The sequence below is a fragment of the Nodosilinea sp. LEGE 07298 genome (assembly GCF_015207265.1).
In the GTDB taxonomy this organism is placed as follows: Bacteria; Cyanobacteriota; Cyanobacteriia; order Phormidesmidales; family Phormidesmidaceae; genus Nodosilinea.
This window is the reverse complement of sequence record NZ_JADEXE010000369.1, coordinates 1-5613: the sequence shown is the minus strand read 5'-3', so window position 1 is coordinate 5613 and position 5613 is coordinate 1. Positions and strand designations below refer to the sequence as shown.

Sequence of the window (5613 nt, the reverse complement as noted above, 5' to 3'; positions counted from 1 at the left end):
AGGAGAAACTGCCGCTTTATCTGGGGTTCTTTGAGTTCGTACACAATGCCCGTAAGCGAGGAAAGGCACTGCTGGGCAACCTATTGGAGACCTTGTTGAACTAGCTCCCCAAAATCCGTATTGAGCCAACTAATTTTTCCCTATTTCACAACAGGTCTAATGTCTGCTGCACCTCATCAAAGCACTGCTGTCCCAAATGATTTTCCAGGGCAAACCGCTCCACCTGCTCCCGCTGGAACACCGCCTCTCGCTCGGCGCAGTGGGTCAGCTCAGCTTGGGTGGCCCGCTTCGGCTGGCTCTGCCAAGCCACCGACTTGGGTTGAGGGTGTTCCAGATTCAGCGCCTGGGCCTGCTGCTGCCAGTAGGTTCGCAGCTCTTCTCTGGGAATTTCTTTGCCCTTAGGGGCTCGGGTCATCAGGGTGGCCAGCTCTCGCTCCTGAGCCGTCGCGTTCTCCTCCACCGCCGCCAAAATCTGCTCCCGCCGCTTGGAGAAGGTCTGGAGGTCTTCGGCTTGATACCCACGGAGTTCAAACTGGCCGTTGGCCCTGGGCTCAATGCCATAGCCTAGGCGCTGCACCTCCACCGCCAGCTCGTTCTGGTAAATCATTCCTAACAGCTTTTGCTGTTTGAAGAGGATGTCGTTGTGAAGCGACTGCCAGCGGCCATTGTCCAGCTGCGTGGCATTGATCACCACACAATGGGTGTGCAGCTGCGGATCCTTCTCACGGGAGGTGTCGTGGTGGAACTGGGCGACAATTAGGCTACCGGTGGCGATCGCCTGCCGCCCTTCCTGTGTCCGCACCCGCGTTTGGGCGTAGCGCTCCTCAATGACGGCCAAGGTGCGAGTGACGGCAGTGCGATGGGCTTGCTCAATTGCGTCATTCCCCCCAACCAGGGCCGCCAGGCTGATGCTCTTGGGCGTACTAAAGGTCAAATCTAACCCGGCTCGATGGCGCTCTGGGTCAATCTTCCGACCTGATAGGGTTTGGTGTCCTTGAGGATGGGAGCCATGGAGCAGATTTTTGAAGTCGTCCCCCTGCACCTGTCCCGCCAGACCCAGGCTCTTGGCCCCCTGGCCCCACCAACCAGAGTGAGCCTGGTTCTCTTCGCTGGTGTAGTAGTTTTCGGCGGTGTAGTAGGTTTCGCCCTGGTTGGCGCTGATTATCGTCAGGCTAAGCATGGTTGACCTCCTAGCCCTCTACCAGGCCCTGGCGCTTGCGGATTTTTTGAATCAGCGCCTTGCGATTTTCCAGCGCCTGCGGCCCCCGAGCATTGGCCTGCTCCAGGGCGATGGTCTCCAGCAAAATCTGGAACCCCTGGAACTGCACTTGCAGCAGCTCCATTCGGGCCTTCAGGTCATCCACCTGCCGCTCCAGTTCACGACGCTGCTGACCATCGCGCATCATAAGGCGAATGATGCTGGCGGCGGGTAGACCCAGCCGATTGGCCTCTTTTTCGACGATCGCCGCCTCTTCGAGGGGCAGCGAGACGCTAAATCCTTTACCCATGAGCTTTTTCGTGAATTTGTCAGTAATTCGTAAACGACCGGCCATTAGCTCCCATGCCTGGAACCCCTGATAATGCTGGGTCTCAGCAACCCCCTAGCCCAGGGCTGGGCGTGGTGTGTGAAACGCGGAGCAACGAAACGCAGTGGAGTGGCGTAGCCCCCAGGGCAGCCCATCAGGCTTCTGCCGAGGCATTTCCTGGGGAGAATACAAGGGGCAATACTCTCTGTTTTAGCTCACAGAAAATGCCCGTCCTGTTCAGCTCAGAGAGCTGCAAAGTTTGTTTTTATTAATCACTTAAATGATTGTTTTTCGTCTCTCATAGAAAGACCTCAACCAGCAAGTCGTGATTAAGTCGTTATCAAGTCGTGAATGATTGGGTAATTCCAGGTTTGTCTTGGATTCTAGATAGGCAAGTCGTTATCAAGTCGTGAATAAGCCGTGAATGAAATTCTTCAGTCATCAAAACGATGATGAATTTTACTGAAGATAACAATTCAGTCGTTATTAAGTCGTGAATAAAAACGACAACTCAAAATACAGATATCGATCAACCAACTTGAAGGCATTCTTGCATCTTCAAGATGTTGATGAAACGCTGTCATTGGCATTCAAACTATGACCCAGATCATCCAGACCTACATCGACATGGGCAGCTCTGCCACCAAGTGCCTCTACTGGCAGGGCCAGCCCTACCTGCTGCATCTGGACCCCCAGGTGGCTCGATTAAACCCCGCCCGCCTCGACCGGCTGATGCTGGGCGGGCTGACTAGCCAGGAACCCGAGGACAGTGCCTATGTGATGGTGGGGAGTAGTGCCTATGCCATTGGGGCGTTGGCGATCGCCCAAAAAGGCGACTCCGGCCTGGCTTTGCCAAAGCGCGATCGCGCCGTCTACAAAATCTTGGCTACCTTGGGCGTCATCGCTGAGAAAACTCTGGCAGTTCAGGACTCTGGCTCGGGTTGTGAGTTCACTGCTCAGTTAGGTCTGCTGCTGCCGCTGGAAGAATATTGGCAAGACGGCAAGGAGCTGAAGGCCCAGATTCTGGGAGCAATCACTGACTTCAGCTTTCGGGGCCGGTCTCTGTTCGGGCAGCTAGAGCGCATCGAGATGCAGCCAGAGGGAGCCGGGCTCTACCTGGCCAAGGGGTTGCAGCTGGCTAGGGCCGGGGTGGGAATTCGAGACTCTACTGTCGTCATCCTCATGTTCGGCCACCGCAATCTCTCGATCCTCACCTTTGAGAAAGGCAGCACGCCCCAGGAAACCAACAGCACCTCCCAAGGGCCAGGATTTGTGGAATATCTGAAGCAGTGTGCCACCGAATTGCCGGGGGTCGCTCCCGATGATCCGGCTCTGCTGGAGGCAGTTTTGCAAGGGCACCCCACCTTTCACATCCCAGGCCGCAAGGAAGCCCTCGATCTGACCAGGGCTTGTAGCTATGCTCGTGAGTTTTACTTGGACCGGGTAAATCAGTTTCTGGTGCAGTGGTTGCCCTCGGCTGAAGTAGAGGTAATTGTCGGCGGGGGTGCCGCCTACTTTATTCGGCCAGAGCTGGAGCAGTTTTTTGACCAGCGCGGGCTTTCCCAGCAGATCACCTGGGCCGAGGCCCTGCGACAGGAGATGACCGACGTGCTGCGAGGCCAGGAGGGTACGGCAGAACCCGACTTGATCACCAGCGTCCGCTGGGCCGATGTCTATGGGTTGTTTAAAACGTTCATGTACAGCGCCAAACCAACCCAAGCTCGCTAGCGCCAAACTCTACCCAGTTGCACCAGAAATTAGGACGCAGAGGAATGACCCAAACGTCAGAAACAAAAGCCCGAATTCAGTACTCCAGCCGGGATGAGCTGGATGTGGCAGTGATTGGTTATTGCCGGGGAAAGTCTCGCCATGATCTCCATGCTCGAATGCGATCGGCCCTGAATGGCTGCTATGGGCCGTTTGCCATGGCAGCGGTTCAAGCCCCCAAGGATGAAATTCGGCGGCAGGCTGTGCGATCAATTCAGCAGTTGACGACTCAGATTCTAGAAATCAAGGAGCGGTTTCTCCCAGAACTGGAAGCCTTCGATGATTTGATAACGCTACCCAAGACAGCTCTCCCACTGAGTAAGCCAAACCCACGACATCTACCATCAGCCAATAGCTCTACAGCATCCACCCCAGTAGAACCCATCAAAACTCTGCCTGACCCAGGGCCGGTGGATCAGCCGCTGCGGGAGTTTTTGGGTGATGATGCCGCCATCATAGCGGGGCTCAACCCTTTCATCAATGACCTGACGTGACCTCGCCGCGACCCAGAACACCTATCCCCGTTGACCGCCAGACCCAGGAGCAGATCGCGGGGACGGCGGTGCTGCTGCTGGAGCGGTTTTGCCAGGGGCAGCACCGGGGGCAGCGGGTGTTTGAGGGTAAGCAGTTCTACACGATCGTGGAGCGGGGACGCGATCTGAATATCGAGTTCAGGGGCGATGCTCACCACCTGCCGGAGACGATTCTCACGTTGCGGACTCAGCGAGAAAATGGGCAGACGCTTTACGAGATTGACGCCTGGCTGACCCAGGCAGATGTCCAGCGGTTTGCCCTCATCCGGGAAGAGCTACAACAAGATCTAGGGGACAAACAAATGGCGTTGAGACGAACCAACGGAGCGACTCTAAATTGACGCACTATGGCTTAAAAATTTTTACCCATGTATTCTCGAAGCTGTATCTACAAGACCTGGTGGCTCCAAATCAATGCGTAACTCCTTAGTAACCTGCTCAATATCGGCGGGTGATAGGTAGTTCAGCAGATAAGCCACTAAGTCTTCTTGCCTATTTTGGCCGAACACCATGCGGTAGACGGCCAAAGAGCGCTTCAGAGCCTCTAGTCGTTCGCCATCCCGACTGAGGGGGTAGTTGGGGACGTGTCGCTCAATTTTGGCCCCACCCGGTATGGGAAACATCCAAAAAGGGACGAGGTCTGATGCTTCTTGGGGGCGATCGCTCACGGCAGCGGCAAACAAACTATCCCACGGATTTTTGTAGGACTGGTTAACGACCCGTGTGCTGTACTTTTGGGCCAGGTTTTTGCGGACGGTATGGCCTTTGTAGCGGTGAATGCGTCCCTCTCGCTGTTCTAAATCGACCGGGTTGGTGGGCAGGTTCCAGTGGACGATCGCATGGCAGTAGGGGTGGAAGTCGAGATGGAGGTGGTCGCCAGCACAAAGGGGCGGAAGGGGGAGTTGAAGGCATCGCGCACATGCTCTGAACGGTTGAGGACGCGATCGCTATCGGACGGATTATCGCCAAACCGCAGGGCAAAGTGGCCCCGCATTTTGTAGCAGCCTTCTGACGCCAGCTCAATCTGGTTGGGATGTAGCCGCACCTCGTCCACCGACATTACCGAGGTGCGCAGGCTGAGGGCTTCGCTGATGGTATCGGTGAGCTGGGCGGCGATTTCTTCTGCGGAGGCTTTCAGCAGACCAGATGACTCCAGCAAAATGTGCATGTATTCATCTAAGACTGATTGCAGGCCACCATCCAGGCAGTATTCCAATACTCTGCGCCAGTAGGGTTCCTGGCGGTTCATGCCCCGCAGCAGAGTGGTGACCTCGGGCTGATTGAAGAGACTGCGAAATGACCAGGCCAGCTCAGCCGCTTTATTGCGGATTTGGACGTTGGTTAGCGACGCGCTCTGACCAATGACGCGCATCAGGGAACGAAGGGCGGTGACGGCAGGGCTAGCGATCGCCACCTGGGCCAACACCGCTGCCAGGTCGGCAGGCGGACGGCCTAAATGCTTACCCGTGATGAGATTTCAAGCCTTTTACTCACTTGTGTCAGGCAGTCAGAGACTTTGCTAGCGGAGGTACAGACCTTTGCGGAGTTTCTGCAACATCGGTAACAGCAAGTCGCTCCAGCCCCGCAGCCCCTTCAACCCGGTAACCCCGAGGGCATATTGCTTGGTGGTGCAGAAAAGTCCTGAAAGGGTTGTTGTGAAAGGAGTCCCAAATGAGACAGGGTAGATGGGAAGGGGCATTTCATGAGAGGCTTGAATTCCCCAACTCAAGGCCAGTCTCATGGAAACACCCCTCTTGTATCGTCAACTGCAAGACCAATTGAGTCAA

General features: G+C 55.7%; 7 protein-coding genes and 1 pseudogene. 4 read left to right on the top strand and 4 right to left on the bottom strand.

The features are described 5' to 3' along the window. Window positions 1-104: pseudogene (locus IQ273_RS36140) on the top strand (DDE transposase); the annotation flags it as partial. Window positions 105-145: 41 nt separating this feature from the next. On the opposite strand, the gene mobF reads toward IQ273_RS36140, so the two are convergent. Both mobF and IQ273_RS29495 read right to left on the bottom strand, forming a co-directional pair. Beyond that, window positions 146-1180 carry a MobF family relaxase gene (gene mobF / locus IQ273_RS29500; RefSeq protein WP_194026676.1) on the bottom strand — a complete coding sequence of 345 codons (1035 nt, stop codon included), beginning with the start codon at window positions 1178-1180 and terminating at the stop codon, window positions 146-148. 10 nt (window positions 1181-1190) lie between these two features. Continuing rightward, complete coding sequence (locus IQ273_RS29495) at window positions 1191-1508, bottom strand: hypothetical protein (protein WP_194026675.1); 318 nt, start codon at window positions 1506-1508, stop codon at window positions 1191-1193. Window positions 1509-2123: 615 nt separating this feature from the next. Between IQ273_RS29495 and IQ273_RS29490 the strand changes: the two genes are divergently transcribed. From IQ273_RS29490 to IQ273_RS29480, 3 genes are read left to right on the top strand one after another with little or no spacing between them, the layout of a single operon-like run. Then, a complete protein-coding gene (locus IQ273_RS29490) occupies window positions 2124-3254 on the top strand; it encodes a ParM/StbA family protein (protein ID WP_194026674.1) in 1131 nt (376 codons plus the stop codon). Window positions 3255-3298: 44 nt separating this feature from the next. After that, on the top strand, window positions 3299-3787 hold the full coding sequence (locus IQ273_RS29485) for a hypothetical protein (RefSeq protein WP_194026673.1): 489 nt from the start codon (window positions 3299-3301) through the stop codon (window positions 3785-3787). After that, window positions 3784-4167: a hypothetical protein gene (locus IQ273_RS29480; protein WP_194026672.1), complete on the top strand. Its 384-nt coding sequence runs from the start codon at window positions 3784-3786 to the stop codon at window positions 4165-4167. The genes IQ273_RS29485 and IQ273_RS29480 overlap by 4 nt, the downstream gene beginning before the upstream one ends. 21 nt (window positions 4168-4188) lie before the next feature. Here IQ273_RS29480 and IQ273_RS29475 read toward each other — a convergent pair whose 3' ends face one another. Both IQ273_RS29475 and IQ273_RS29470 read right to left on the bottom strand, forming a co-directional pair. Then, window positions 4189-4509, bottom strand: coding sequence for a hypothetical protein (locus tag IQ273_RS29475; RefSeq protein ID WP_194026671.1), 321 nt, complete (start codon window positions 4507-4509; stop codon window positions 4189-4191). Between the two features lie 113 nt (window positions 4510-4622). Further along, on the bottom strand, window positions 4623-5252 hold the full coding sequence (locus IQ273_RS29470; RefSeq protein ID WP_194026670.1) for a hypothetical protein: 630 nt from the start codon (window positions 5250-5252) through the stop codon (window positions 4623-4625). Window positions 5253-5613: the final 361 nt, after the last annotated feature.